The sequence below is a fragment of the Tateyamaria sp. genome (genome assembly GCF_059783535.1).
Genome location: NZ_JBYNDP010000055.1, coordinates 1 through 24,112 on the forward strand (window position 1 = coordinate 1; position 24,112 = coordinate 24,112).

The 24,112-nt window shown below is 57.0% G+C and carries 31 protein-coding genes; 22 read left to right on the forward strand and 9 right to left on the reverse strand.

The window, feature by feature from the left end; translation table 11 throughout:
• From AC6RA8_RS11995 to recO, 12 genes are all read left to right on the forward strand, one after another.
• On the forward strand, positions 1 to 195 hold a 195-nt coding region (locus AC6RA8_RS11995; RefSeq protein ID WP_500352987.1), incomplete at its 5' end, for an ACT domain-containing protein.
• Positions 196 to 219: 24 nt separating this feature from the next.
• A complete protein-coding gene (locus tag AC6RA8_RS12000; RefSeq protein ID WP_500352988.1) occupies positions 220 to 879 on the forward strand; it encodes a DUF2062 domain-containing protein in 660 nt (219 codons plus the stop codon).
• A gap of 91 nt (positions 880 to 970) precedes the next feature.
• A complete protein-coding gene (locus tag AC6RA8_RS12005) occupies positions 971 to 1,732 on the forward strand; it encodes a pyridoxine 5'-phosphate synthase (protein WP_500352989.1) in 762 nt (253 codons plus the stop codon).
• Positions 1,729 to 2,181: a hypothetical protein gene (locus AC6RA8_RS12010; RefSeq protein ID WP_500352990.1), complete on the forward strand. Its 453-nt coding sequence runs from the start codon at positions 1,729 to 1,731 to the stop codon at positions 2,179 to 2,181. The genes AC6RA8_RS12005 and AC6RA8_RS12010 overlap by 4 nt, the downstream gene beginning before the upstream one ends.
• Positions 2,182 to 2,214: 33 nt before the next feature.
• Positions 2,215 to 2,529 carry a Dabb family protein gene (locus tag AC6RA8_RS12015; protein ID WP_500352991.1) on the forward strand — a complete coding sequence of 105 codons (315 nt, stop codon included), beginning with the start codon at positions 2,215 to 2,217 and terminating at the stop codon, positions 2,527 to 2,529.
• A gap of 57 nt (positions 2,530 to 2,586) precedes the next feature.
• Positions 2,587 to 3,207, forward strand: coding sequence for a LysE family translocator (locus tag AC6RA8_RS12020; RefSeq protein WP_500352992.1), 621 nt, complete (start codon positions 2,587 to 2,589; stop codon positions 3,205 to 3,207).
• Positions 3,204 to 3,620, forward strand: coding sequence for a holo-ACP synthase (gene acpS / locus AC6RA8_RS12025; RefSeq protein WP_500352993.1), 417 nt, complete (start codon positions 3,204 to 3,206; stop codon positions 3,618 to 3,620). Before AC6RA8_RS12020 ends, acpS begins: the two co-directional genes overlap by 4 nt.
• A gap of 54 nt (positions 3,621 to 3,674) precedes the next feature.
• On the forward strand, positions 3,675 to 4,493 hold the full coding sequence (gene lepB / locus AC6RA8_RS12030) for a signal peptidase I (RefSeq protein WP_500352994.1): 819 nt from the start codon (positions 3,675 to 3,677) through the stop codon (positions 4,491 to 4,493).
• On the forward strand, positions 4,490 to 5,176 hold the full coding sequence (gene rnc / locus AC6RA8_RS12035) for a ribonuclease III (RefSeq protein ID WP_500352995.1): 687 nt from the start codon (positions 4,490 to 4,492) through the stop codon (positions 5,174 to 5,176). Before lepB ends, rnc begins: the two co-directional genes overlap by 4 nt.
• Positions 5,173 to 6,081 (forward strand): GTPase Era, encoded by a 909-nt coding sequence (gene era, locus AC6RA8_RS12040; protein WP_500352996.1) that lies wholly within the window; start codon positions 5,173 to 5,175, stop codon positions 6,079 to 6,081. Before rnc ends, era begins: the two co-directional genes overlap by 4 nt.
• A 57-nt stretch (positions 6,082 to 6,138) precedes the next feature.
• Entirely contained in the window at positions 6,139 to 6,471 is a 333-nt protein-coding gene (locus AC6RA8_RS12045) for a DUF1491 family protein (protein WP_500352997.1), read from the forward strand.
• 1 nt (position 6,472) lies between these two features.
• The gene (gene recO / locus AC6RA8_RS12050; protein WP_500352998.1) at positions 6,473 to 7,198 is read left to right on the forward strand and encodes a DNA repair protein RecO; all 726 of its coding nucleotides are present in this window, start codon (positions 6,473 to 6,475) and stop codon (positions 7,196 to 7,198) included.
• On the opposite strand, the gene AC6RA8_RS12055 is transcribed toward recO, so the two are convergent.
• From AC6RA8_RS12055 to AC6RA8_RS12075, 5 genes are all read right to left on the reverse strand, one after another.
• Positions 7,182 to 7,574, reverse strand: a complete 393-nt coding sequence (locus tag AC6RA8_RS12055; RefSeq protein ID WP_500352999.1) for an META domain-containing protein — start codon at positions 7,572 to 7,574, stop codon at positions 7,182 to 7,184. The two genes, recO and AC6RA8_RS12055, sit on opposite strands and share 17 nt — an antisense overlap.
• On the reverse strand, positions 7,571 to 8,095 hold the full coding sequence (locus AC6RA8_RS12060; protein WP_500353000.1) for a TetR/AcrR family transcriptional regulator: 525 nt from the start codon (positions 8,093 to 8,095) through the stop codon (positions 7,571 to 7,573). Before AC6RA8_RS12060 ends, AC6RA8_RS12055 begins: the two co-directional genes overlap by 4 nt.
• A 131-nt stretch (positions 8,096 to 8,226) precedes the next feature.
• On the reverse strand, positions 8,227 to 8,817 hold the full coding sequence (locus AC6RA8_RS12065; RefSeq protein WP_500353001.1) for a LysE family translocator: 591 nt from the start codon (positions 8,815 to 8,817) through the stop codon (positions 8,227 to 8,229).
• 91 nt (positions 8,818 to 8,908) lie between these two features.
• Entirely contained in the window at positions 8,909 to 10,597 is a 1,689-nt protein-coding gene (locus tag AC6RA8_RS12070) for an acyl-CoA dehydrogenase family protein (RefSeq protein ID WP_500353002.1), read from the reverse strand.
• A gap of 400 nt (positions 10,598 to 10,997) precedes the next feature.
• Positions 10,998 to 11,363, reverse strand: a complete 366-nt coding sequence (locus tag AC6RA8_RS12075) for a helix-turn-helix domain-containing protein (RefSeq protein WP_500353003.1) — start codon at positions 11,361 to 11,363, stop codon at positions 10,998 to 11,000.
• A gap of 175 nt (positions 11,364 to 11,538) precedes the next feature.
• Between AC6RA8_RS12075 and AC6RA8_RS12080 the strand changes: the two genes are divergently transcribed.
• Together AC6RA8_RS12080 and AC6RA8_RS12085 are read left to right on the forward strand one after the other, a co-directional pair.
• A complete protein-coding gene (locus AC6RA8_RS12080; RefSeq protein WP_500353004.1) occupies positions 11,539 to 12,441 on the forward strand; it encodes a LysR family transcriptional regulator in 903 nt (300 codons plus the stop codon).
• Positions 12,442 to 12,531: 90 nt separating this feature from the next.
• Positions 12,532 to 13,248: a hypothetical protein gene (locus tag AC6RA8_RS12085; RefSeq protein WP_500353005.1), complete on the forward strand. Its 717-nt coding sequence runs from the start codon at positions 12,532 to 12,534 to the stop codon at positions 13,246 to 13,248.
• A gap of 16 nt (positions 13,249 to 13,264) precedes the next feature.
• On the opposite strand, the gene AC6RA8_RS12090 is transcribed toward AC6RA8_RS12085, so the two are convergent.
• Positions 13,265 to 14,863: a phosphoenolpyruvate carboxykinase gene (locus AC6RA8_RS12090; protein WP_500353006.1), complete on the reverse strand. Its 1,599-nt coding sequence runs from the start codon at positions 14,861 to 14,863 to the stop codon at positions 13,265 to 13,267.
• Between the two features lie 348 nt (positions 14,864 to 15,211).
• On the opposite strand from AC6RA8_RS12090, the gene AC6RA8_RS12095 reads away from it, so the two are divergent.
• The 7 genes from AC6RA8_RS12095 (at position 15,212) to AC6RA8_RS12125 (ending at position 20,571) form a co-directional block, all read left to right on the forward strand.
• Positions 15,212 to 15,913, forward strand: a complete 702-nt coding sequence (locus AC6RA8_RS12095) for a response regulator transcription factor (protein ID WP_189368259.1) — start codon at positions 15,212 to 15,214, stop codon at positions 15,911 to 15,913.
• A gap of 46 nt (positions 15,914 to 15,959) precedes the next feature.
• Entirely contained in the window at positions 15,960 to 17,651 is a 1,692-nt protein-coding gene (locus AC6RA8_RS12100; RefSeq protein ID WP_500353007.1) for a sensor N-terminal transmembrane domain-containing protein, read from the forward strand.
• Between the two features lie 18 nt (positions 17,652 to 17,669).
• On the forward strand, positions 17,670 to 18,083 hold the full coding sequence (locus AC6RA8_RS12105; protein WP_500353008.1) for an HPr kinase/phosphorylase: 414 nt from the start codon (positions 17,670 to 17,672) through the stop codon (positions 18,081 to 18,083).
• Positions 18,080 to 18,973, forward strand: a complete 894-nt coding sequence (gene rapZ / locus AC6RA8_RS12110; RefSeq protein ID WP_500353009.1) for an RNase adapter RapZ — start codon at positions 18,080 to 18,082, stop codon at positions 18,971 to 18,973. Before AC6RA8_RS12105 ends, rapZ begins: the two co-directional genes overlap by 4 nt.
• On the forward strand, positions 18,970 to 19,365 hold the full coding sequence (locus tag AC6RA8_RS12115) for a PTS sugar transporter subunit IIA (protein ID WP_299208269.1): 396 nt from the start codon (positions 18,970 to 18,972) through the stop codon (positions 19,363 to 19,365). The genes rapZ and AC6RA8_RS12115 overlap by 4 nt, the downstream gene beginning before the upstream one ends.
• A 2-nt stretch (positions 19,366 to 19,367) precedes the next feature.
• Complete coding sequence (locus AC6RA8_RS12120) at positions 19,368 to 19,637, forward strand: HPr family phosphocarrier protein (RefSeq protein WP_500353010.1); 270 nt, start codon at positions 19,368 to 19,370, stop codon at positions 19,635 to 19,637.
• A 70-nt stretch (positions 19,638 to 19,707) separates the two neighbouring features.
• The gene (locus AC6RA8_RS12125; RefSeq protein WP_500353011.1) at positions 19,708 to 20,571 is read left to right on the forward strand and encodes a lysophospholipid acyltransferase family protein; all 864 of its coding nucleotides are present in this window, start codon (positions 19,708 to 19,710) and stop codon (positions 20,569 to 20,571) included.
• Between the two features lie 49 nt (positions 20,572 to 20,620).
• On the opposite strand, the gene AC6RA8_RS12130 is transcribed toward AC6RA8_RS12125, so the two are convergent.
• Positions 20,621 to 21,496 (reverse strand): 3-hydroxybutyryl-CoA dehydrogenase, encoded by an 876-nt coding sequence (locus AC6RA8_RS12130; RefSeq protein ID WP_500353012.1) that lies wholly within the window; start codon positions 21,494 to 21,496, stop codon positions 20,621 to 20,623.
• 150 nt (positions 21,497 to 21,646) lie between these two features.
• On the opposite strand from AC6RA8_RS12130, the gene AC6RA8_RS12135 reads away from it, so the two are divergent.
• On the forward strand, positions 21,647 to 22,459 hold the full coding sequence (locus AC6RA8_RS12135) for a DUF6473 family protein (protein ID WP_500353013.1): 813 nt from the start codon (positions 21,647 to 21,649) through the stop codon (positions 22,457 to 22,459).
• 58 nt (positions 22,460 to 22,517) lie between these two features.
• Here AC6RA8_RS12135 and AC6RA8_RS12140 read toward each other — a convergent pair whose 3' ends face one another.
• Both AC6RA8_RS12140 and AC6RA8_RS12145 read right to left on the reverse strand, forming a co-directional pair.
• Complete coding sequence (locus AC6RA8_RS12140; protein WP_500353014.1) at positions 22,518 to 23,444, reverse strand: electron transfer flavoprotein subunit alpha/FixB family protein; 927 nt, start codon at positions 23,442 to 23,444, stop codon at positions 22,518 to 22,520.
• Positions 23,444 to 24,112 (reverse strand): electron transfer flavoprotein subunit beta/FixA family protein (locus AC6RA8_RS12145; RefSeq protein WP_500353015.1); only part of this gene is annotated, 669 nt, incomplete at its 5' end. The genes AC6RA8_RS12140 and AC6RA8_RS12145, both read right to left, overlap by 1 nt.

Below are 24,112 nucleotides of genomic sequence, written 5' to 3' on the forward strand. Positions count from 1 at the left end.
AAGGCCAATATTTCAAATCTCGAATTCGTGGATCGTAAACCTGACTTCTTTAGATTGATGGTCTACGTAGAGCTTCGGGACGCCCAGCATCTGCATACGCTGATGGTGGCGCTCCAAGCAGAGAGTGATGTGGCTGCCATTGACCGCTTCCGTCGCCCCGAGCCACCAGCCGGGCAAACGATGGTCGCAGGGTAAGGCGCAACGAAGGGCGACAAGACATTGGTGTTCAAGCGCCGCGACCCCAAGCCGTTTCTACGCGCCGTGCTGGAATTCCTCTGGCCGCGCGGCGGGTGGAGCCGCGCGTTTCAGTATGTCAAACACCGTGTCCGTAGATTGCCTGATCGGCCAGAGAAAATCGCACGTGGTATTTGGGCAGGCGTATTCACGACATTTACTCCGTTCTACGGCTTACACTTCTTTATCGCTGCAATCATAGCCACCGCCATGCGTGGGAATATCGTCGCTTCGCTGATGGCGACTTTCTTCGGCAACCCGCTTACCTACGTTCCGATTGGAGTGGTGTCGTTGCAGACGGGTCACTGGCTGCTTGGGGCGGAGATGAAGGAAGAGACGGAGCGGTCCTTTGGCGGCAAGTTCGCAGATGCGGGGTCCGACCTGTGGCTGAACCTGAAGCACGTGCTGATGGGAGAGCCGCGCGATTGGACCAAGCTGAGCATCTTTTATGATGAGATTTTCTTTCCCTACCTGATTGGTGGCATTATTCCCGGCATCATTGCAGCAACCATCTGCTACTATGTCTCTGTCCCCGTCATTCGTGCATATCAGAAGCGGCGGAAGGGCGCGATCAAGGCCAAGTTCGAAGCCTTGAAGGCGAAGGCCGCGAACAAGGCTGCCGCTGCGAAGCCAAAAACCGACTGACCACTTGGTACAATTTTCCGGCTTTGTCCGTATGTTCAGGCATTTGCTTCCACACTAGGTTGATCGCGAAGACATTGGAAGGACTATGCCGATGAAAGCCCCGCTGGGAAAACTTCGCCTTGGTGTGAATATCGACCACGTGGCCACGGTGCGCAATGCGCGCGGTGGCGATACGCCCGACCCGCTGCGCGCGGCAAAGCTGGCAGAGGTGGCAGGCGCGGATGGGATCACGGCCCACCTGCGCGAAGATCGCAGGCATATTTCCGATGCTGATATTGAAGGGCTGATGGACGTTTTGTCTGTGCCATTGAACTTCGAGATGGCTGCGACCGAAGAAATGCAGTCCATCGCGTTACGCCATAAACCGCATGCGGTCTGTATCGTGCCTGAAAAACGCGAGGAGCGGACAACGGAAGGGGGGCTGGAGGTTGCGCGGGAAGAAAACCGTCTGGCGCATTTCATTGCGCCGCTGCGCGAGGCTGGCTGCCGGGTGTCGATCTTCATCGCGGCTGACAAGCGTCAGATCGAGGCGGCGCATCGTATCGGTGCGCAAGTGATTGAGTTGCACTCGGGTGCCTATTGCGACGCGCATCACGAGGGGCGCATTGAGGACCGCAACCGTGAATTGGAGGCGATGCGGGAAATGTCGAGTTTCGCGCATTCGCTGGGCCTAGAGGTGCATGTGGGCCATGGTCTGACCTATGAAACCGTGTCTCCGGTCGCTGCTTTTCCCGAGGTGATGGAGCTGAACATCGGGCATTTCCTGATTGGTGAGGCCATTTTTCTGGGCCTGGATCCGGCCATTCGTAAAATGCGCCGCCTCATGGACGAGGCGCGGGTGACAGGCACATGATACGGGTCGCGGCATTCATCGTTGCGGTGGCCTTGAACGTAGTTGTCACCCCGGCAACGGCCCAACAGAGCGCTTGGCCCAATCTCGACAGGCTGTTGTTCTCGACATTGACAGCTTCGGGTACAGCGGAGGCGTCTTTTTGGCTGCCGGATCAAGCGGACCCGACCACGGCAACACGGGCGCTGGGTGTTGTTTACGAGTACGTCCCCGGCTCAGCCGGAAGCACGTCGATCGCGGTTGGCCTGTATCAGCGAACCACCGCCGGTTGGGGATTTGTTGGCCCGGTCGAGGGCCTATTTGGCCAATCGCCACGCGACGCTGTGTTTGCTTCAGGCCACGTAGACCTTACGACAATCATGCTGGGGCCGAATGAACCGCGCTGCTGCCCGACCATGCCGGTGCGCTGGCGAGTCAACCTTGCATCTCGGACAGCGCAGCGGTTGAATTGACCGAAGTTGGGCCGGAAGAGAGGGGACCTGTTGATGATCCGCCACTGTGTGTTTCTGCGTCTGTCACCCAAGGCTGATACGGCTGAACTGGACAAGATCATGCTGGATCTTGAGGATCTGGTGCGGCGATTAGATGGATGTTCCGGGTTCCGGGCCGGTCCGAATCGCGACTATGAAAACAAGACGCCGGAATACCCTTACGGTTTCACGCTGGATGCTGAGAATGCAGAGGCATTGGCAGCCTATGCTGTAGACCCCGAACATCAAGAGTTGGGTGGACGCCTTGTCGACCTTTGTGAGGGCGGCGGGGGCGGTATCCTTGTCTTTGATATCGAGGCCCCCGCATGATCTTGTTTGGCGTGCGTTGCAGAAACGTGCCCGAGGCCACCAATCAAGGAGTGTTCGATGGGTCCTGAATTTGCTGCCATTTGGATTGCGTGGCTGCTTGCCGGTGGATCGCCGGGCCCAGCCACCATGGGGATTGCGGGCACCGCCATGTCTGCCGGGCGCCCCTCTGCGCTTGCGTTTGCTTTGGGAATCCTTGCCGGGTCTGCGAGTTGGGGCATTGCCGCGGCATTCGGCCTGTCAGCCATCATGCTGGCCCATATCTGGGTCTTTGAAATCATCCGCTACGCGGGCGTTGCTTATCTGTCGTGGCTGGCGTTCAAAGCGTTGAAGGGCGCCTGGCATGGTGGGGATACCCCTGTCGGCACCCCATTTTCGGGCTCGGCGCGCAGTCTGTTTCTGAAAGGGGCGGCTATTCACATTACCAACCCCAAGGCGATCCTGAGCTGGGGTTCGATCTATGCCATTGCCTTGCCCGCTGATGCACAGCCAGCGGCCGTTTATCAGTGTTTCGCGTACCTTTACGCGGGTTCGATCCTGATTTTCATTGGCTATGCGTTGTTGTTTTCAAGCGTGCGGGTTGTGGCTGCCTATCGTAAGGCGCGGCGCTGGTTCGAACTGGCCTTTGCGGGCTTTTTCGGGTTTGCGAGCTACAAGATTCTGACGGCGCGGTTGCAATGATCCTGGGCGTCGGCACCGATCTGGCCAATATCGACCGCATTGCAGGCACTCTGGAACGGTTCGGGGATCGGTTTCGTAATCGCGTGTTCACAGACATCGAACAGGCCAAGGCCGAGCGGCGCGCAGACACACCAGGCACCTATGCCAAGCGTTGGGCGGCCAAGGAGGCCTGTTCGAAGGCGCTCGGCACCGGCCTTCGTATGGGAATTTCTTGGAAAGATATGGCTGTCAGCAACCTGAGGACCGGTCAACCGGTGATGCATGTCACGGGCTGGGCCGCCGAGAGGTTGGCGGAAATGACCCCGTCCGGGCATGAGGCGATCATCCATGTGACGTTGACCGACGATCATCCGTGGGCGCAGGCATTTGTGGTCATTGAAGCCCGCCCGATACAATCTGAGCCTGCGCCTTGACACCTTCGGGCCGCGCCCGCATGTAGCCCTGAACCGACCCCGAAGGAGCGCGCAATGGACGCCAAGGAAAAGTCTCAAAACAGCGTGATCGAGACGATCAAGACCATTGTATACGCGCTGCTGATTGCAGGCGTGTTCCGCACACTGTTTTTCCAGCCGTTCTGGATTCCGTCCGGGTCGATGAAAGAGACATTGCTGATTGGTGATTTCCTGTTCGTGAACAAGATGGCCTATGGCTATTCCTATGCGTCTTGCCCATCGATCCCGGCGATTGGTCTGGATGCGCAGAAGCTGTGCGGCTTCATGGGGGATGACCGCATCTGGGCAGGTGAGCCCGAGCGCGGCGATGTTGTGGTTTTCCGTCATCCGGTTTCGGGCGCGGACTTCATTAAGCGGGTTATTGGCCTGCCGGGTGACACTGTGCAGGTGCGCGATGGTCAGATCATTCTGAATGGTGAGCCTGTGCCGCAAGAACCAGCCGGAACGTTCACAGAAGTTTTCGATCGCCAAGGTCCACAGGGATTGCTGCCGCGCTGCGAAAGCGGTGCCGTGGGGCAGGGGGCGGATTGCACGAAATCCCGTTTCCTGGAGACCTTCCCCAATGGGGAACAGCATCTGGTGTTGAACGTCGGCGTGCAGCAGTCTGACAACACGCCTGTCTACCGTGTTCCGGAAGGCCACTATTTCTTTATGGGTGATAACCGGGACAACTCGTCGGACAGCCGTTTGGCACAGGTCGCGGGCGGTGTTGGCTATGTGCCGTTCGAAAACCTGATTGGCCGCGCGGACCGCGTTATGTTCTCGTCCGCCGGTCGGTCGATGCTGTTCTTCTGGACGTGGCGCAGCGATCGCTACTTCAAGGGAATCGAGTGAAACTGGCAGCCGAACTGACGGCCTTTGAAGGCCGGATCGGGCACCGCTTTGCCACGCCTGATTTGCTGGTGGAGGCGGTGACCCATGCGTCGATGTCTTCCCCCACTCGGTCGGACAATCAGCGTCTGGAATTTCTAGGGGATAGGGTCTTGGGCCTCGTGATGGCGCAAGCGTTGCTTGAAGCCGATCCAGGGGCGGCCGAGGGGGCGTTGGCCCCGCGTTTAAATGCTTTGGTGCGGAAGGAGACCTGCGCTGACGTTGCCCGCGATGTCGATCTGGGGGCCGTGCTGCGATTGGGCCGGTCCGAGATGCTCTCTGGCGGTCGGCGCAAGCAGGCACTTTTGGGCGATGCGGTCGAAGCGGTGATTGCGGCTGTTTATCTCGACGCGGGATTTGATGCTGCTAAAGCGCTGATCCTGCGCCTTTGGGGGGATCGGATCGCCCGGGTCGATGCGGATGCGCGCGATGCCAAGACTGCCCTGCAGGAATGGGCGCAGGCTCGCGGTCTGACGCCGCCACAATATATTGAGACCGGTCGCTCGGGACCGGATCATCAACCGATTTTCACCATTGCCGCACGTCTGTCCACGGGGGCCGAAGCCACGGCCACCGCCGGATCGAAGCGCGAAGCACAGCAAGCGGCCGCGCAAGCCCTCTTGCAGGAACTGGAGGGATTGGCATGACCACCCGCGCCGGCTTTGTCGCCCTGATTGGAGAACCCAATGCGGGCAAGTCCACCCTGCTGAACACCATGGTTGGTGCCAAGGTCAGCATTGTCACCCACAAGGTGCAGACCACACGCGCCCGCATTCGTGGGGTGGCGATGGAAGGGGACAGCCAAATCGTCTTTGTCGACACCCCTGGTCTGTTCCAGCCGCGCCGCCGTCTGGATCGCGCAATGGTCGCTGCCGCCTGGGGCGGGGCTGCCGATGCTGATGTGGTGGTGCTGATGGTCGAAGCACACCGTGGCGTGACGGCTGGTGTCGAGCGCATTCTGGATGGCATGTCCGAGATCGGGCAGGGGCGCACCGTAGCCCTAGCCATCAACAAGATTGATCGGGTTGAAGCGCCCGTTCTACTGGGCCTGACCAAAGATCTGAATGAGCGGTTTGATTTCGCGGAAACCTTCATGATCTCGGCAGAGAAGGGGCATGGCGTGGATGCGCTGCGTCAGTGGCTGGCTGGGCAAGTTCCCGAGGGACCGTGGCTGTATCCGGAGGATCAGATTGCTGATCTGCCAATGCGCATGATCGCCGCCGAGATGACCCGCGAAAAGCTGACCCTGCGCTTGCATCAGGAACTGCCTTATCAGCTGACGGTCGAGACGGAAGCGTGGGAAGAGCGCAAGGACGGGTCGGCCAAGGTGGACCAGATCATCTATGTCAGCCGCGACGGACACAAGGGTATCGTGCTGGGGCATCGCGGTGAGACCATCAAGGCGGTGAGCAAGGCGTCGCGGGAGGAATTGGCCGAGTTTCTGGGCCGCAAGGTGCACTTGTTCCTGCAGGTCAAAGTGCGCGAGAAATGGTTGGACGAGGCCGAACGCTACGACCAGATGGGCTTGGATTTCAAAGATGGCAACGCCTGAGACATATGCCAACCGACCCTTCGCGGAGGATTTTTCTGAAACAGGGAAGTTGAGGACGTGGCACCCAAGCTGACATCACGGTTCTGGGTGGATGCCTATCTGGCGCGGTTGCGTTTTGCAGATATTCCCGGGTTTGTCGTTGCCCATGGGGATGACACGGGCGGGGCTGTGCTGGTGAAGCTGAACACGCTGGATGGTCAGGCGGTGCTGTACCAACGCTCTTTTGACCTCATGTCTGACACACGCGTCTGGGCAGAGTTGTCTTCTGGTGCCGAAGTCGATGTAGATGCGGCGGTTGCCCGGCAGCGTGGGTTTGATCCGGACCTTTGGGTGATCGAGGTCGAGGATCGCGCGGGCCGTCACTTGCTGGACCAGGACGGGTTGGCCTGAGATGGAGTGGCGCGGCACGGGCATATTGCTGAGCGTGCGCCGCCACGGAGAAACCAGCGCCATCATTGATGTCTTTACCGAGGATCGGGGTCGCCATGCGGGGATCGTGCGTGGTGGCACAAGCCGCAAGATTGCTCCGATCCTGCAACCCGGCGCGCAGTTGGACGTGACATGGCGTGCGCGTTTGGAAGACCATATCGGAACATTTGCAGTTGAGCCGGTGCGCAGCCGTGCGGCCCTTGTCATGGGCAATCGGTTGGCTTTGGCGGGGCTGAATGCCGTTACCGGCCTACTTGTCTTTTGCTTGCCGGAACGTGAAGCGCATGGCCCGCTTTATCGCAGAACCGAAGCGCTGTTGGATCTGTTGGGGCAGGACGAGCTGTGGCCGCTGGCCTACCTGCAGTGGGAACTGGCGCTGCTGGAAGAGATGGGGTTTGGGTTGGATTTGACCGCCTGTGCCGTGACCGGTGCAACCGAAGGGCTGATCTATGTCTCACCCAAGTCCGGGCGGGCGGTGTCCAAGACTGCTGCAGGTGAATGGGCAGACCGATTGTTGCCGCTGCCCCCGGTGCTACGCCGCGAGGGTGAAGCCCCGGATGCGGAGATTGCGCAGGGCTTGGTGACAACGGGGTATTTTTTGACGCACCATCTGGCGCCCGATTTGCGGTCTAAACAACTGCCTGAAGCACGCGCGCGTTTTGTCGATGCGTTCAGTCGGACGTTATAAATACCATTTCGTCACCGTCATCGTTGCGCAGAAACAATGTGCCTTCGCGCACCTCGGATTGAGTCATGCGCGCCAGAGTATCAAGGTAAAGTATCTCAGCATCGAGCGTGGGGCAGGCAAGATCGGTTGATACAATCGGCGTCAGCTCGAACCAGGGATACGGCACCGTGTTTTTTGCACTGAACGTGTTGCAAGGCGCTTGGCCTGACACCAGTCCGCCCGCTTCGAATTCGAGCGTGGCAGGGGTGGGCAATGCGGTTCCGTTCAGGCTTTGGAGTTCCCACAGTCGATCTGCTGCACCGTACCGCGCAACCGTTTCATCCGCCTGACAGGCGGGGATAGACGCAAGCAGCGTCAGCGCGGCAGCACGGATCATTTAAGGGCCATCACCAGATCAACAAGCGCGGCAAAGGCCACCAACGCGTCGCCATCATCTGAATGCATTTGCTTCAAACCGACGAGAGAGCCATAGGCCGCCTTGGAAAACTCTTCGTTCGTGACACCGATGTCGGACATCAAATCGGTCAGCCTTGCCAAGCGTGTCTTGTCGACTTCGGACAGAGCCTTTGCGACTGCTTTGTCCTGCTGCGCCCAAGCGCGAAGCGCTGGACCAGCGGTGTCTTCCTGAACACTTTGTCCGAAGCGGATCATCTTGTCGGTGGCAGTGCCGTTCTGAGCGCTGTCTTCCTTCAAGGTGTTCAGAGCACGGGATTTCCATTCGGCAAGCAATGCCTTCTGAAAAGCCGGTACGTCTTTGAAATGCCAGTAAAATGAACCCTTTGACGTTTTCAGGTGGCGTGAAAGTGGTTCTGCCCGTAGGGCCAGTGGCCCTTGGGCTGTGAGCTGTTCCAGCCCGGCGTCAATCCAGGCAGCGGGGGAGAGGGGAGCTTTAGCCATAGCCTTGCGATACGTGCGGGTATGCGGGGGTGCAAGCGAAAGACGCTTCAACTTGCGGTATGAGCGTTTTGCCGCACACGCGGCGAATGAATTTGCCTATCATGCGAGCAGGGACCGGCGATGCTGGAGCGTCAGCTCTCGGCCATCAGGGCCAGTCCAACCACCAGAAGCATTGACGCTGCCATGGCATAATTGATGCGCCGCTGCATGTGAGCCGCCAGGTCAAGTTGCTTTAGTCGAAAGCCGAACCAAACCCAGATCATATGAATGGGCACCCAGATCGCATTCACGATCAACAGTTTCAAAAATGCCTCGGCCACTATGGCGTCGGGCATCAGCGCAAAGCCGGAGAACAAGGCCGTGTTAACGGCGTAGGCCTTGGGATTTATGGGTTGCAACAACACTCCATTCAGCACGCCGGGTTCGGTGGTTGCTGGTGCGAAGGCAAGTTTGGAGCCGGCAAAAGCGATGCGGCCCGCTAAGTAGAGCAGGTAAGCTGTAGAGAGGGCAAAGAGAAACGTTCGGACAACTGGATTGGCCAGAATGAGCGCCGCGATGCCCGTGATGACGGCTAGGATGACCAGATTGTTGCCGATGAACAGGCCGAGTACATAGCGCAGGCCGGAGCGTACCCCATAGGCTGCACCAACACCCGCGGCAGACAAAACGCCGGGGCCAGGCGTTATGATGAGAAAGAAGACAGCGGCGGCAAATGTGAGCATGCCGCCAGCTTGATGTTTTTCAGCCCATCGTCAATCTGGCGATCGTCAACACATGTCCCGCAGCCGCCCGGTTGCTCGATCCCGCTGTATTCTAGCCAAGAAGCCTGCGTGCGATGACCTGGGCCTGAATTTCTGCCGCTCCTTCAAAGATGTTCAGGATGCGTGCGTCACAGAGAACGCGGGAAATCTTGTACTCAAGCGCAAAGCCGTTGCCGCCATGGATTTGCAGACCATTGTCTGCCGCAGACCAGGCTACGCGCGCGCCAAGCAGTTTCGCCATACCCGCTTCGACATCGCAGCGGCGTCCCTCATCCTTTTCGAAGGCCGAGAAGTAGGTCAGTTGCCGCGCCACCATGATTTCGACGGCCATCATCGCGAGCTTGTTAGCGACGCGGGGGAAATTAATCAGAGCCTTGCCGAACTGTTTGCGGTCCAGTGCGTATTGCATCGAGATATCGAGGGCCGATTGCGCCACACCGATGGCGCGGGCAGCCGTCTGGATGCGCGCAGATTCGAACGTCTCCATGAGCTGTTTGAAGCCCTTGCCCTCTTCGCCGCCCAGCAGGTTTTCGCCCTTCACATTGAAGTTGTCGAAACCCAGCTCGTATTCCTTCATGCCCCGGTAGCCGAGCACTTCGATCTCTCCACCCGTCATGCCTTCGGTCGGGAACGGATTGTCTTCGGTGCCGGGCGTCTTTTCGGCCAGGAACATCGACAGCCCTTTGTAGTCCGTAGTGTTCGGATCGGTGCGCGCCAGAAGTGTCATCACTTGTGTGCGGGTGGCGTGGGTGATCCAGGTCTTGTTGCCCGTGATCTTGTAGTCACCGTTGTCATCTTTGACGGCGCGGGTGCGCAAGCTGCCGAGATCAGAGCCGGTGTTGGGCTCGGTGAACACGGCTGTGGGCAGCGTTTCGGCGCTGGCCAGTTGCGGCAACCACTTCTGTTTCTGTTCTTCGGTGCCGCCGGCAATGATCAACTCGGCTGCAATCTCGGACCGGGTGCCGAGCGAGCCGACACCGATGTAGCCACGGCTTAGTTCTTCTGAGACGACGCACATCGATGCTTTCGACAAACCGAAGCCACCATACTCTTCGGGGATGGTCAGGCCGAAGACGCCCATCTCGGCAAGTTCTTCGATCACCTCCATCGGGATCAATTCGTCCTTGAGGTGCCAGTCATGGGCAAAGGGTTCGACCTTTTCGACGGCATAGCGACGGAACTGCTCGCGAATCATCTCAAGCTCTTCGTCGAGACCAGAGGCTCCAACCGTGATTTCGGCGCTGCGTTCCTGCATCAATTCGACGAGACGGATGCGCGCGGCTTGGGTGTTTCCGTTTTGTGTGAGCGTTTGAATGGCAGGTTCCATCATCCCGCGCATATCGTCCTGCGACAGACCCAAGTCTTGCAGGCGCAGCACTTCGCCCTGGTTCATCTGGATGCCGCCGTAGATTTGCCAAAGGTATTCGCCAAAGGCGATCTGGTGGATCAACGCTTCGACTTCGCCGAATTTGGACTGTGCGCTCACAGCTTCAGCCCATTTCTGCATCTGCCGAAGCGATTCGCAGTATGTCGCCAGCCAAGCGAGACCGTGGGCAGCGGTCTGATGTTTTTCAACGAGCGCGCCAGACACTCGCCCATCAATGCTGAGCTGTTCGCGCAGGCGTGTCCGCGCAAGCTCTGTTATCTGTTCAACCGGTTTGAGTGCAGCGCTGGTCAGCGCGAGCAAATCATCGAGCAAAACTGGCGTCACCGCTCCCATATCCTGTCCGTCATGTGCCATCGCATAGCTCCTCATTTTCCGCGTCGTCACCGCTTAACTAGTTTGCAGGTGCAGCGCAACAAATATTCATTTTGGTGCGGCTATTTGTTCAAATATTGCGTGGCACTATACTGCAGTGCAGCAACGAGTTTGAAGAAAACACGATCAAGATCAACCCGATGGTTGATGGGAAACACTACCATTGATGGTTACCCCGCCAAAGTACGATTTTCTTGATCGAATTCGGTGGGTCGAATCACATGGATCGTCGCCTTAATCCTCTGCGGCGGCTTCAGATTTTTTGCGCGCGCACCCCCCCACCAAAAAAATTCGGACCGACTGCCGATAGGCAAGCCGATCCGAAACGAATACTGAAAATGTACTATTAAATGGCTTGATGAAATGCCGTCTTACAATGCGTTTAGGAAGCGCGGCGCGCGACAGTCAGTCCGGACACATCTTCGATGAACGTGACGATGCGCGACTTGATCTTGTCATCTTCGATCGCTGCGAGTGCGTTCACGATATCAAGTCCGCGGTCACTGCGTGGTGCTGCCGTTGTGCCTGCGTCCGCCAACCCTTCAAAGAAGTAGGATGTAGGTACGTCCAGGATGCGCGACAGTTCAAACAGACGGCTTGCGGCGATTCGGTTCGAACCGATCTCGTACTTCTGGATTTGCTGAAAAGACAGCTCCAGGCGCTTTGCAACATCTGTTTGGGACATCCGACGCAGGGTGCGGATCTGTTTCAAGCGTTTACCAACGTGTACGTCGACGGGATGCGACATGACTGATTACCTCCGGTTGTTCTTGGAGATTGATCGCCTAGTACACGCATTGGTTCAATTGAGTAGATTTACACCCAAAACCACACGTAAATGTTGCATTAATGTATGATTTGTTTAACATGGATGTGTTGTTGATCATACATCGAGTAAGCATTTGAATGCGCCGACGCCAAATTTGACTGAGTTGAACCAGCCCCTGCTGTTCGAGATGATCCGCTCGTTCACGACGCTGGCGGAAACGCTGAACCTATCCCATGCCGTGACAAGACTGAACAGCACGCGTCAAACGGTTCGTCGCCATATTTCGCAGCTTGAAGAGATGCGTGGTGAGGAGCTTTTTCGGACGAAAGACCGGCGCTACGAGCTGACCGAAGCAGGGGAAGCCGCGCTGCCGGAAGCGCGAGAGCTTCTTATGCATGCCAAAGTGTGGTCGCGGGGTCAGACCGGTATGCGCGGTGCACTTCAGTATCTCCAAGCCCACCAAGGAGACTGGGTTTTTTACCAACAGCAGCGACCGATTGGAGACATATGGACAGACGAGTCCGTGCTACTGCGTGAGACCTATCGCGCATGGGTCATGGCCTCGGGCGAGATTGAGAGCCCAAATCTGTCTCATGTGCGTCCACATCTCATGGTTTATCGCAATTCTGATTCGGGTTGGATTTGCGTGGAGTTCGGAAATCTCTCGGCATACGTGAATTGGTTTGGGCTGGATTACGCTCGTTCGAGTATTGGCCGACCGATCGCCCGGCTACCAGCCGGCGAAGAATTTGGCCGTATGCTGGATCAGTCTTTTCTGGATATTCAAACAACACAGATGGCACGGCTGGATCACGTTTACACTCGGATGCCCAAGGGAAATGACGAAAGCCAAGTGACGATGGCTTACCAACGCCTTATGATGGCTGGATTTTTTCCGGACCGGTCCTCGGCTGTCATGACGCTGGTGGTCCCAACTATCAACGTCAAGATAGCTGCGTTGGACGAGGTTCAGCGCGCCGCCATGACCGATATTACCCAACCCGACTTTGATCCGGCGAACGCGAAGTTCGAAAGGATGGCTGCAATGACCACCTGAATCGATTTACAATTTTTTAGCGAGTTTTTTGGGGTAATTTGACAGAAATTGTCTTAGCTTTGGCGTAAGTGCGTCAAAGGAGAGACTTTTATGACCATTCAATTCCCTGGAAACGCGGCGCCGTTCATTGCGACAAGCCGCAATATCTTGATCTCACAGGGGATCACTCTGACGATCGGCACAGACTTTGACGAATACAAAGATATCGTTGCTGCAGAGCGGCTGATGCAGAAACTTGGCGCACCCTTCGATCCCGAACTTCATGACTTGAACCACTCCAACGCATTCTGGCTGACCGGCCGAAACGAAGATGGGGAACTAATTCATACCCAGGCAGCCAAACGCGTCCGCCTGTCTGGCAAACCGCTCAGTAGCTACCTTCTCCGCCAGTTCCGTGCGTTTCCTCCACCCTTGAAGGGCGTTGATCTGGCTCGGTCGCGTTTTCGTGCGACGCCAGGCACCCATCGGATTGGCGGTATGGCGGCCTATCATGGAGAGTTCTGGGTCGCGCCGGAACGCGGTAAGTATCGTGGCGTCGGTCTTGCGCCCGTACTGGGACGTACGGGTATGCTGGAGATGATGCAGCGGTGGGATCCGGACTGGATCTACGGCTTCATCCTCAACGTGGTCGCATACAAAGGCTTCGGAGCGCGCATCGGCTATCTGCATCTTGAACCCAGCGTGCTGAAATGGGTCGTCGATGGGCGCGACGCACCCATCGATACATTCCTTGCATACAATAGCAGAGAAGATTTGGAATACCTGCTCGATATTCCGCTTTCGGACGTTGTCCCCGAGGCCGCATAGGCCCCGGGTCACATCCTTAGCTGATGGCGGCGGCTTTCACGTCATCATCTATGTGGGGCAGGTATTGCTCGAAGTTGCTCGAGAACATGTCCACAAGTTTTGTCGCCTGCCGGTCATAGGCTACGGCGTCGTCCCAGGTGCGGCGTGGATCCAACAGAATGTCCGCTACACCGGGCACTGATACTGGCACATCGAACCCGAAATTCGGGTCCTTGCGGAATTCGCCCTTGGCCAAGGTGCCGTCCAGAGCGGCTGTAAGAAGAGCGCGCGTTGCACGAATCGGCATACGGCTGCCCGTTCCGTAAGCTCCGCCCGTCCAACCTGTGTTGACCAGCCAACACGTTGCGCCATGTTTGGCAATCTTCTCTTGCAGCAACTTGCCATACGCCTCCGGGCGGCGCGGCATGAACGGTGCACCGAAGCATGTCGAGAATGTGGGTTCGGGCTCGGTCACGCCGCGTTCTGTCCCCGCCACCTTTGACGTAAAGCCAGAAAGGAAGTGGTACATGGCCTGTGCAGGTGTCAAACGGGCGATGGGAGGTAATACACCAAACGCATCGCATGTCAGCATGATGATGTTCTTCGGATGACCGCCAAGGGCGCTGGATGATGCATTAGATATGTAGTGCAGCGGATACGCACAGCGCATGTTTGCAGTCAGACTGTCGTCTTCGAAATCCAGTTCTTTGGTTTCCGGATCGAACACCATGTTCTCGATCACCGTGCCGAATTTTTCGGTCGTTGCGTAGATCTCGGGTTCGGCCTCTGCACTCAGGTTGATAGTTTTGGCATAGCAGCCACCCTCAAAGTTGAACGTACCGCGATCTGACCAGCCATGCTCATCGTCGCCGATCAGCACCCGACCTGGGTCAGCGGACAACGTCGTCTTGCCCGTGCCGGACAGTCCGAAGAAGATGGCGGTATCAACCGGGTTGCCCTGCGCATGGTTCGCGGAACAGTGCATAGGCATCACGCCCCGATCCGGCAGGAGGTAGTTCAGCAGCGTGAACACCGATTTCTTGTTTTCGCCCGCATATTCGGTGCCACCGATCAGGATCATCTTGCGGTCAAAGTTCATCGCGATGACGGTTTCGGACCGGCAATTGTGACGCTCAGGGTTCGCCTGGAAGGAAGGGCAGTTGATGACGGTGAAATCCGCGATAAAGTCTTTCAGATCGTCCGCGTCAGGGCGGCGCAGCATGTGGCGAATGAACAAGCCATGCCATGCAAGTTCGGTGACCATGCGTACGTTGATGGAATAGCTGGGATCAGCACCACCGGTCAGATCTTGTACGAAGTATTCACGGCCCTTCATGTACTCGAGCATGTCGTTGTAGAGGGCATCAAACCCTTCGGGCGACATTGCAGCATTGTTTTCCCACCAGATACTGTCCGCCACGCTGTCTGTTTTGACCACGTGTTTGTCTTTGGGCGACCGACCCGTGAACTTGCCGGTGGTGACAAGGAACGCACCGCCCTTGCCCAAAGTGCCCTCTTTGCGTTCAAGCGCGCGCTCGATGAGGGCTGGTTCGATCAGGTTGTAGTAGACATCGCCCAGCCCTTCGATCCCTTGATCTTCGAGGCGGAACTGCGGGTTTACCCGTCCAAATGTCATATGAACTCTCCTGATGCCGCTGGGCGGCTTTGTTGGGTCAGAGGACAGCCAAAAGGCCCAGAACCGACGTCTTGCCAGCCTGTTCCGGCGTCTTAACACGTGGATTTACTTGATGAATAGGCCTGCGGCCAAGGTTAGCGCCACCATGACGACCGGTTGCGCAAACAGTGACTCAACGACATGCACTCGACACGGGAATGTGCGGCAATTTAGCCATTCCTAACCACTTTCTGGCCAGTCTTAGGCCCATTCGGGGCGTGATTCGCACTTATGGATTGATTCGGAGGGTCGAAATCGAGAGAATGCCCAAAAAAATCAATAAATACGAGCAGTACAAGGAAACAGGCAATGTCCAAGATTGCATTGGTGGACGACGACCGGAATATTCTGACGTCGGTGTCCATGACGCTCGAGGCTGAAGGGTTCGAGGTCGAAACGTATAATGATGGTCAGGCCGCGCTTGACGCTTTTAACAAGCGTTTACCGGATATGGCGGTGCTGGACATCAAAATGCCGCGTATGGACGGCATGGATCTGCTGCAACGATTGCGGCAGAAAACCACGATGCCCGTCATCTTCCTGACGTCCAAGGATGATGAGATTGACGAAGTGCTCGGTCTGCGTATGGGGGCAGATGACTACGTCAAGAAACCGTTTTCACAGCGCTTGCTGGTTGAACGTATCCGCGCGCTTTTGCGCCGGCAGGATGCGGTTGCAGGTGACGTCGTCGGCGACACGGAAGAGACGAAAGTGATGGAGCGTGGTGATCTACGGATGGATCCCCTGCGTCACGCCGTGGCCTGGAAGGGCAAGGATGTATCACTGACCGTGACCGAATTCCTTCTGCTGCAAGCCTTGGCGCAGCGGCCTGGTTTCGTGAAATCGCGCGATCAGCTGATGGATGTCGCATATGACGATCAGGTCTATGTTGACGACCGCACGATCGACAGTCACATCAAACGCTTGCGCAAGAAGATGCGCAGTGCCGACAATGAATTCTCGGCGATTGAGACGTTGTATGGCATCGGGTATCGTTACAACGAAGAATAAGAGGCGCGTTTAGAAAACGTAGGCCGAGAGGATAATCGTGCGCGACATGAGCTCCCCTGCTTCCCGGGATGGTGACGTTGTTCTGGGCGAAGACTGGGTTGCACCGGAAACATCCGGTGCGACTGAGTTGCGGGATGGGCGTGCACGACGCGGCCTGATGTCTTTGCGGGCCTCACCCCTGGCCCGCAAAATCATTACCTTTAACCTCATCGCCCTCAACGTTCTTGTTGCGGGCATTCTGTATCTGAATTCAACCCGTGAGAGCCTGGCGGTTCAAAGGCTGTCTGCACTTGTAGCGCAAGCAGAGCTGATCGCTGATGTACTGGAAGCGCAACTTCCAGTCGGCGCACCGGTTAACCTTGCGACTGGCGACGGGGCAAATGTTCCGGACACGTTGGCTCAGCTGGATCTGCGTACAGGCCATGAGGTTTATGTATTCGATGCGTCGGAAGTCCTTGTTGGGCAAAGCGAGGGCACCTTGGCGCCACTCGCCAATCAGGTAACCGAGACTGAAAATGTCGCTGTTCTGACGGATGGGCTAAGTTGGCTCTGGCGTCTGGTGTCCCGCCCATTTTCTGGGCCTGAAGCAGCCGCACCAGCATCTACCGAAGACCAATTGCGCCCATTGGTGGCGCGTAGCATGACGGGCGACACCCAAATCAGTGAAAGCCTGACTGTTGCGGGTGGTGCTGTGTTCAGCGTTGTAACTCCGATTCAGCATGATGGAGCCGCCGTAGGTGTGATCGCGCTGACCAGCGCATCGGGCGAGATCGACGCGCTGGTGCGTGGAGAACGCGAACGTGTCTTGCAGATGTTTGTAATCGCGACGCTCGTGTCCATTGGCCTTAGCCTGGTGTTGGCATCGACGATCGCCAATCCACTGGCTGACCTTGCCACGGCTGCGGAACTGGGGCGCGATAAGAACGCACGTAAGGTCAACCCCGGACGCATTCGTATTCCGGATCTTACGGCACGCCCGGATGAGATCGGTCGCCTGTCAGGTGCGTTGCGAGGTATGATTGCAGCGCTCTACAATCGGATTGATGGCAACGAACAGTTTGCCGCAGACGTCGCGCACGAAATCAAAAACCCACTCGCGTCCCTTAGGTCGGCGGTGGGCACACTCCGCATGGTTAAGCGCGACGATCAGCGCGAAAAACTGCTGGACGTGATTGATCATGATGTTCGGCGCCTTGACCGTCTTGTAAGCGACATCTCGAATGCGTCGCGCCTTGACAGTGAACTGGTCAAGGAAGAGGAAGAACCATTCAACCTCTTGCAGATGCTTGGAAATCTGGGCCAATATCTGGGTGAAGATGCCCGGAGCAAAGGGATCGAGTTCATTACTGATCTGCCGGCACACCCCATCGAAGTACAGGGTTTGGAGGCACGGCTGGCGCAAGTCTTCGTCAACCTGATCACGAACGCCATTTCGTTCTGTGAAGACGGCGATGCGATCCGTGTCTGGGCCCGCAAGCGGGAAAACCGGGTTCTCGTTGTTGTCGAAGATACCGGTCCAGGGATCCCAGATCAGGCGCTCACAAAGATTTTCAAGCGCTTCTATTCCCAGCGCCCGGAAGAGCATTTCGGCAACAACTCCGGCCTTGGCCTCGCCATTTCGAAACAGATTGTTGAGGCGCATGGCGGCGTGATCTGGGCGGAGAATATTCGCCCGACCGATGCGGACATCACGTCGGAACCGCTCGGGGCCCGTTTCGTCGTCGGCCTGCCGGTCTAATCTCTGATGTCTCATTCCATGCGTCTGCATGCGAGCGCCGTTACCGCACATGGGCGAGGAGTTTTGATCATTGGCGCATCTGGCAGCGGTAAGTCGAGCCTTGCGCTGCAACTTATGGCATTGGGTGCAACGCTTGTGTCGGATGATCAGACAATGCTTTCTCGGGTCGACAAAGCTGTACACATGAGGGCGCCTGAAAGCATTGCGGGTCTCATTGAAGCGCGAGGTGTCGGCATTCTACGGGCACACAATACAGGCGCCCGATTGCATCTTGTTGTTGATATGGACCAAGCTGAAACCAAACGATTGCCCGATGCGCATAGCAAGACGATTTTAGGCCAAACGCTGCCTTGCCTTCACAAGGTGGATAGCCCTGCTTGGCCGTCTGCGATTGTGCGATACCTCAAGGGCGGACTTAGATATCCGGAATGACCGTCGCTATGACCGTGCCACGCCGCCTTGTACTTGTAACTGGTCCCTCCGGTGCGGGGCGATCCAGCGCGATTCGCGTCTTGGAAGATCTGGGGTATGAGGCGATCGATAATATGCCCGTTCGGCTGATACGGGCCTTGCTGAACGATCCCATGCCGGACAAGCCAGTGGCGCTCGGTATTGATCCGCGTAACAGGGACTTTTCAAGCACTGCCATTACCGATGCGCTTGGCCAAATTTCTGGTGTGTCAGGGTTGGTGCCCGAGCTCCTCTATCTGGATTGCAGCATGGATGTCCTCCTTAATCGGTTTTCCGAAACGCGCCGCAGGCACCCCTTGGCAGAGGCGGGGCGGGTCGAAGCAGGAATACTAAGAGAAAAAGAACTGCTGGCACCCGTACGCGAAAGGGCGGACGTGCTGCTCGATACTTCGGACTTGAACGTGCATCAACTGCGCGCAGAGGTAGAGCATTGGTTTTCACCGGGGGAGCAAAGCCAACTTGCGGTGGCAGTTCAAAGCTTCAGTTACAAGCGTGGCCTGCCACGTTCAGTTGACATGGTCTTTGACTGCCGTTTTCTGAAGAACCCGTATTGGGAGCCGGAGTTGCGCAGCAAAACCGGTCTGAACGCGGATGTCAAAAGCCACATCTGGGCTGATCCGCGCGCAGCCGAATTCGAAGCACGTTTGCGCGATCTTTTGCTGTGGCAATTGCCAAGTGTGCTGGAGGAGGGTAAATCTCACCTCTCGGTTGCGTTCGGATGCACGGGTGGCCAACACCGGTCGGTTGCCATTGCGGAAACCTTGGCGGCAGCCCTTGCAGAGGCTGGCTGGCAAGTGTCTATTCGGCATCGGGAACTGGATCGCCGCAAACGCGAAGAGGCATCAGCTTGATCGGGATTGTGATTGTCGCACATGGCGGACTCGCTGGTGAGTATCTGCGAGCAATAGAACATGTCGTCGGCAAACAGGCCGGTGTACGTGCTATCGCGATTGAAGCCGACCATGATCGCAAGGCGAAGGAAGACGAAATCTGCGTTGCCGCCGATGAGGTTGATGCAGGTGATGGCGTGGTTGTCGTGACCGATCTGTTTGGCGGCTCCCCGTCCAATCTCAGCTTGTTGGCCTGCAAGCCGCAAAACCGCCGCATCCTTTACGGTGCAAACCTGCCGATGCTGATCAAACTTGCAAAAAGCCGTAAGATGCATGTCACGGATGCCGTGCAGGCCGCCCTGAGTGCCGGCAAAAAGTATATCGACAGCCAGAATATAGGCGCAGATACCTGAAAATGATCCACCGCACGCTGGAAATTGTGAATGTAAAGGGTTTGCACGCTCGCGCGTCTGCTAAACTTGTTGAAGTGGTTGAGGCGTTCGACGCCCGTGCAACGGTGACCCAGGATGGCATGTCTGCATCAGGCGACAGCATTATGGGGCTTTTGATGTTGGCAGCGCCAATGGGAAGTTTTATTGACGTTGAAACGTCCGGACCGGATGCTGAGCCATTGGCGGATGCCGTGAGTGCGCTGATCGCTGACAAGTTCGGAGAAGAGGCCTGAGCCGATGACGGCTTGAGAGGTCCAAACGTCGATAGAAGGTGACGATCGTTTGGTCGATAGCACACATAACATGACGAAGGTCACAAAGCCTGACACCGAGCAGGTTACCTTCAATACATACGACCGCCGTAGCCTGTCTTATGCTTCGACCTTTGATGATCCGTGGAAAGCCACGTTCATCCGCGTGATGGAAGCCTTCACTGGTAAGCTGACAATCCTGCGCCTGATCCGGAAGTTCGAACGGCGAGGCGCCCCGTCTGGCCAAGCCTTTTGGCGCGCGTGTCTTGATGTGATGGGCATCGACCTTACAACGCCACAAAACCAGTTGGACCGTATCCCTAAAGAAGGGCCGGTGATTGTTGTCGCCAATCACCCGCATGGGATGGTCGACGGAATGATCTTTGCAGACCTCATTGGCCGCGTGCGCCCGGACTATCGCATTCTGACCCGGTCCTTACTTACTGTCATTGATGAAGTCGCCGGCAGTTACATGATACCGGTGCCTTTCCCTCACGATCCTGACGCACAACGCAAAGGGGTTGAGATGCGGGCGAAGGCGATGGCTCATCTCAAGGAAGGAGGCGTGGTCGCCCTATTTCCGTCGGGCGTTGTCGCCACCTCAGAGACGTGGTGGGGGCCGGCAATAGAGGCGGAATGGAACGTGTTCACGGCGCAGCTGATCCGCCGCTCCGGTGCGACTGTGGTTCCGATGCGTTTTCCGGGTGCAAACAGTCGCGCCTACCACATCGCGGACAAGGTTTCGCCTATGCTGCGACAAGGCTTGCTACTGCACGAGATCGTCCGCTCGTGCAACAAACCGCAAGGTCCCATCGTGGGGCATCCGCTGGATCCAGAAGTTGTGACCGGCTTCAAGGATGACCCACGTGGTTTCATGGCTTGGCTGCGCGAGCATACAATGGCGCTTAAAGACTGACGCCGCAGGAAGTTTGGAAACGACGGTTCGTTTTCCCTGCAAGAAAATGCTACCGAGTCGGAACAGGCGTCTCTCCGCGATAATCATAGAATCCACGTTGCGATTTGCGGCCCAGCCATCCGGCCTCAACATATTTTGTCAACAGCGGGCAGGGGCGGTATTTGGTATCGGCAAGCCCATCGTGGAGGACGTTCATGATGGCCAAACACGTATCGAGCCCGATAAAATCTGCAAGTTCCAGCGGCCCCATCGGGTGGTTTGCCCCCAGTTTCATCGAAGAGTCGATGGATTTGACAGAGCCAACCCCTTCATAAAGCGTGTAGACCGCTTCGTTGATCATCGGCATCAGGATGCGGTTTACGATAAAGGCGGGAAAGTCCTCAGCCGTGGCGGCCGTTTTTCCGAGCTTTTCAACGACGGCGGCGCAGGCGTCGAAGGTTTCGGCATCTGTTGCAATCCCCCTGATCAATTCGACGAGTTGCATCACGGGGACAGGGTTCATGAAGTGAAAGCCCATGAACTTTTCGGGCCTGTCGGTGCGGCTGGCCAGACGCGTGATGGAGATGGATGAGGTGTTTGATGTCAGGATGGTGTGAGGCTGCAGATGCGGTACCAAATCCTCGAATATCGCCTGCTTGACAGTTTCACGCTCGGTTGCTGCCTCGATCACAAGATCGGTTTGCCCCAGATCGGTCAGCGTTTGGGTCGTCTGAATACGTGCGATGGCCGATAACTTGTCGTCCGCACTGATTTTTTCGCGGCTCACCTGCCGTTCAAGGTTCCGGTCGATCGTCGCCATGGCTGCCGCCAAGGCGTCACCCGAAATATCGTTCAGCATGACGTCATACCCGGCGAGAGACATCACATGCGCGATGCCGTTCCCCATCTGACCCGCGCCAACAATTCCAACCGTCTTGATGTCCATTTTCGACCTCATGCCACGTTCCCGCACCATATGGTCACGCACCTGTTGGGGGCAAGGGGACGCGATGTATCAATGATGCCCATCCTCGTTAGGATTTCTTCAATAAACTGATGTCACAGTTGCCGTGGGTAAATAGTGAGAGTGGGTCTCATGAGTATTGAATCGTTGGGTCCGGGTGGGCTCGATTACTTGCCGTGTCGATACGGCAATTCCAAAGTCTTGTTTCGCGGGCCGCGCCGGTCGTTGGATGGACCATTCATTGCCTTTTTTGGCGGGTCGATCACATACGGAAAATTCGTGCCTACACCGTTTCCTGATCTGGTCGAACAGTCCATGGGTATGACATGCGTGAATTTCGGATCGCTGAATGGCGGCGTCGATGTTTTCGCGACAGACCCGTATTTGCGCAAGGTGTCGGGGATGGCGCAGACAACGGTGATCCAAATCACCAGCCCTCGAAACATGTCCAACCGATTTTATCGGGTGCATCCCCGTCGCAATGACCGGTTTGTTGAAGCATCCTCGCTGTTGCGAGCAATTTATCGCGAGGTCGATTTCGCAGAGTTCAACTTTACCAACCACATGTTGAACCGGTTGTATCTTCTGTCCCCAGAACGTTTCGAGGCGGTGGTGGAAGAGTTGCAGACTGCGTGGGTCGCGCGGATGCGGTTGGTGCTCAGCCAAATACCTGGGCGGACCGTATTACTGTGGGCGGCACGTCAAACGCCTGAAAGTTCTGCAAATGATCTTGAGGCAGACCTTGCGCTAGTCTCTAGAGAGATGATTGCAAAAGTGTCCGAACTCGCAACTGAATATGTAGAGACAGTCATTTCGGAAGAGGCGGTGCAATCCGGTACGGAAGGTATGGTGTTCAGTGAAATGGACGCACCTGCGGCACGCACCATGCCGGGACCAGTGGCACACCAAGAAATCGCCAAGGCCCTTGTTCCGGTTTTGAAGTGAAACGAAAATGCCCGCCGTTGGGCTGCGGCGGGCTTCCTAACTTACCGAAAATGCCTGTTTACAGCTTTTCGATCATCTCGGGCACAGCATCAAACAGGTCTGCGACCAAACCGTAGTCTGCAACCTGGAAGATGGGTGCTTCTTCATCCTTGTTGATGGCAACGATGACCTTGGAGTCCTTCATGCCAGCCAAGTGCTGGATCGCACCAGAGATGCCGACAGCAACGTAGAGGTCAGGGGCCACAACCTTGCCGGTTTGACCGACTTGCCAATCGTTCGGTGCATAGCCCGAGTCCACAGCGGCGCGGGATGCGCCAACAGCGGCACCGAGCTTGTCGGCCAGTTTCTCAATCAGAGCGAAGTCGTCTTCGGACCCGACACCGCGGCCGCCGGACACAACAACACCGGCGGATGTCAGTTCGGGGCGGTCGCTTTCGGCGACTTTGTCTTCGACCCACGATGACAGAGCTGGATTAGCCGCAGCATTGATGTTTTCCACCGATGCAGAACCGCCTGTGCCTGCTGCATCAAACGTCGACGTACGGAAGGTGATGACCTTCTTGCCGTCGCTTGCTTTCACAGTCTGGATCGCGTTGCCTGCATAGATTGGCCGCTCGAATGTGTTTCCGTCGACCACAGCCGTTGCGTCGGAAATCACCATGGCATCCAGCAGCGCTGCGACGCGGGGCATGATGTTTTTGGCGTCCGTGGTGGCGGGTGCAACGATGTGCTCATAGTCGCCAGACAGGGACACGATCAGGTCAGCTACTGGCTCAGCCAGACGTTTACCGTACAGCGCGTCCTCAGCACACAGCACCTTGGCCACACCATCGATGGTGGCAGCCGATGCCGCCGCATCAGCACACGTCGCGCCCGTTGCCAGAACGGTGACATCACCAAGCGCCTTGGCGGCTGCGACAGCCTTGGCGGTCGCATCCATTGCCAGTTCACCGTCATTGATCTCTGCGAGAAGTAGAACAGCCATCACACAGCCCCCGCTTCTTTGAGTTTCGCCACAAGCTCTTCGACCGAGCCCACCTTGATGCCTGCCGCACGCGCTTCGGGCTCAGCCGTTTTCACGATCTCGAGCCGCGGTGCGGTCTCGACGCCGTAGTCAGCGGCTGTCTTCTCATCCAGCGGCTTTTTCTTGGCTTTCATGATGTTGGGCAGCGATGCATAGCGCGGCTCGTTGAGGCGCAGGTCAACCGAGATCACGGTCGGCATGTTCACCTCGATGGTCTGCAGACCACCGTCGACTTCACGTGTGACCTTGGCTTTGTTGCCGGCAATCTCGACTTCGGAGGCGAAGGTTGCCTGGCTCCAGCCCATTAGGGCAGACAGCATCTGACCGGTGGCGTTCATGTCATTGTCGATGGCTTGTTTGCCGCACAACACCAGACCGGGCTGCTCTTCCTCGACCACTTTTTCCAGGATCTTGGCAACGGTCAGTGGTTCGATGTCTTGGTGGACGTCATCGGTTGCGATGACGAGGATCGCGCGATCCGCTCCCATCGCCAGCGCGGTGCGCAGCGTTTCCTGCGCTTGCTTGACGCCGATGGAGACAGCAACGACTTCCTCTGCCTGGCCCGCTTCCTTCAGGCGGATGGCCTGTTCGACGGCAATTTCGTCAAACGGGTTCATCGACATTTTCAC

Coding starts and splice junctions, on each gene's coding strand:
- AC6RA8_RS12070 (WP_500353002.1), bottom strand. CDS start 10,597: ATGGCACATGACGGACAGGATATGGGAGCGGTGACGCCAGTTTTGCTC.
- AC6RA8_RS12140 (WP_500353014.1), bottom strand. CDS start 23,444: ATGGCTGTTCTACTTCTCGCAGAGATCAATGACGGTGAACTGGCAATG.
- AC6RA8_RS12020 (WP_500352992.1), top strand. CDS start 2,587: ATGGGTCCTGAATTTGCTGCCATTTGGATTGCGTGGCTGCTTGCCGGT.
- AC6RA8_RS12010 (WP_500352990.1), top strand. CDS start 1,729: ATGATACGGGTCGCGGCATTCATCGTTGCGGTGGCCTTGAACGTAGTT.
- recO (WP_500352998.1), top strand. CDS start 6,473: ATGGAGTGGCGCGGCACGGGCATATTGCTGAGCGTGCGCCGCCACGGA.
- lepB (WP_500352994.1), top strand. CDS start 3,675: ATGGACGCCAAGGAAAAGTCTCAAAACAGCGTGATCGAGACGATCAAG.
- AC6RA8_RS12060 (WP_500353000.1), bottom strand. CDS start 8,095: ATGGCTAAAGCTCCCCTCTCCCCCGCTGCCTGGATTGACGCCGGGCTG.
- AC6RA8_RS12065 (WP_500353001.1), bottom strand. CDS start 8,817: ATGCTCACATTTGCCGCCGCTGTCTTCTTTCTCATCATAACGCCTGGC.
- AC6RA8_RS12095 (WP_189368259.1), top strand. CDS start 15,212: ATGTCCAAGATTGCATTGGTGGACGACGACCGGAATATTCTGACGTCG.
- AC6RA8_RS12075 (WP_500353003.1), bottom strand. CDS start 11,363: ATGTCGCATCCCGTCGACGTACACGTTGGTAAACGCTTGAAACAGATC.
- acpS (WP_500352993.1), top strand. CDS start 3,204: ATGATCCTGGGCGTCGGCACCGATCTGGCCAATATCGACCGCATTGCA.
- AC6RA8_RS12125 (WP_500353011.1), top strand. CDS start 19,708: ATGACGAAGGTCACAAAGCCTGACACCGAGCAGGTTACCTTCAATACA.
- AC6RA8_RS12090 (WP_500353006.1), bottom strand. CDS start 14,863: ATGACATTTGGACGGGTAAACCCGCAGTTCCGCCTCGAAGATCAAGGG.
- AC6RA8_RS12130 (WP_500353012.1), bottom strand. CDS start 21,496: ATGGACATCAAGACGGTTGGAATTGTTGGCGCGGGTCAGATGGGGAAC.
- AC6RA8_RS12015 (WP_500352991.1), top strand. CDS start 2,215: ATGATCCGCCACTGTGTGTTTCTGCGTCTGTCACCCAAGGCTGATACG.
- AC6RA8_RS12135 (WP_500353013.1), top strand. CDS start 21,647: ATGAGTATTGAATCGTTGGGTCCGGGTGGGCTCGATTACTTGCCGTGT.
- AC6RA8_RS12120 (WP_500353010.1), top strand. CDS start 19,368: ATGATCCACCGCACGCTGGAAATTGTGAATGTAAAGGGTTTGCACGCT.
- AC6RA8_RS12055 (WP_500352999.1), bottom strand. CDS start 7,574: ATGATCCGTGCTGCCGCGCTGACGCTGCTTGCGTCTATCCCCGCCTGT.
- AC6RA8_RS12105 (WP_500353008.1), top strand. CDS start 17,670: ATGCGTCTGCATGCGAGCGCCGTTACCGCACATGGGCGAGGAGTTTTG.
- AC6RA8_RS12005 (WP_500352989.1), top strand. CDS start 971: ATGAAAGCCCCGCTGGGAAAACTTCGCCTTGGTGTGAATATCGACCAC.
- AC6RA8_RS12085 (WP_500353005.1), top strand. CDS start 12,532: ATGACCATTCAATTCCCTGGAAACGCGGCGCCGTTCATTGCGACAAGC.
- rapZ (WP_500353009.1), top strand. CDS start 18,080: ATGACCGTCGCTATGACCGTGCCACGCCGCCTTGTACTTGTAACTGGT.
- AC6RA8_RS12100 (WP_500353007.1), top strand. CDS start 15,960: ATGAGCTCCCCTGCTTCCCGGGATGGTGACGTTGTTCTGGGCGAAGAC.
- era (WP_500352996.1), top strand. CDS start 5,173: ATGACCACCCGCGCCGGCTTTGTCGCCCTGATTGGAGAACCCAATGCG.